This window comes from Chryseobacterium sp. SIMBA_038, from assembly GCF_046535115.1.
In the GTDB taxonomy this organism is placed as follows: Bacteria; Bacteroidota; Bacteroidia; order Flavobacteriales; family Weeksellaceae; genus Chryseobacterium.
On sequence record NZ_JAWRXH010000053.1, the window covers coordinates 1 to 359 of the forward strand.

Genomic DNA, 359 nt, shown 5'->3' on the forward strand with positions numbered 1-359 from the left:
CTATCGGCTCGCCGGGAAGAGTCCAGGTCGCATCAGGACTAGGATCGAAATCACTCATGAAAACCATTCGATGGATGCTCGCGTCGTATTTGCCAATGCCGACTGCACTGGAGACCGCGCTTGACGCTGGATCCGTGCGGATTTCGCGTGATCGGGATGGCGTGCCGGCGTACTTCATTGCGGCGAACTGCGCAGACAAGGCGTCGCTTCGTCGTGCGATCGCTCAACGCGCGCGCTGGGAATTGGCCGCGGTGTGTGGGTTCGGCGCCGTGATTGGTGTGGCCCTGACGGGCGTGGCACGTTTCCTCGGGGTATGAGTCGCGTGCGAGCACCCATTAGATCAGTCATATCCCTGCTCG

General features: G+C 61.0%; 1 protein-coding gene. It reads left to right on the forward strand.

Going from position 1 to position 359, the window contains the following annotated elements; genetic code table 11:
• Window positions 1-317 (forward strand): hypothetical protein (locus SB689_RS22690; RefSeq protein ID WP_410694331.1); only part of this gene is annotated, 317 nt, incomplete at its 5' end.
• Window positions 318-359: the final 42 nt, after the last annotated feature.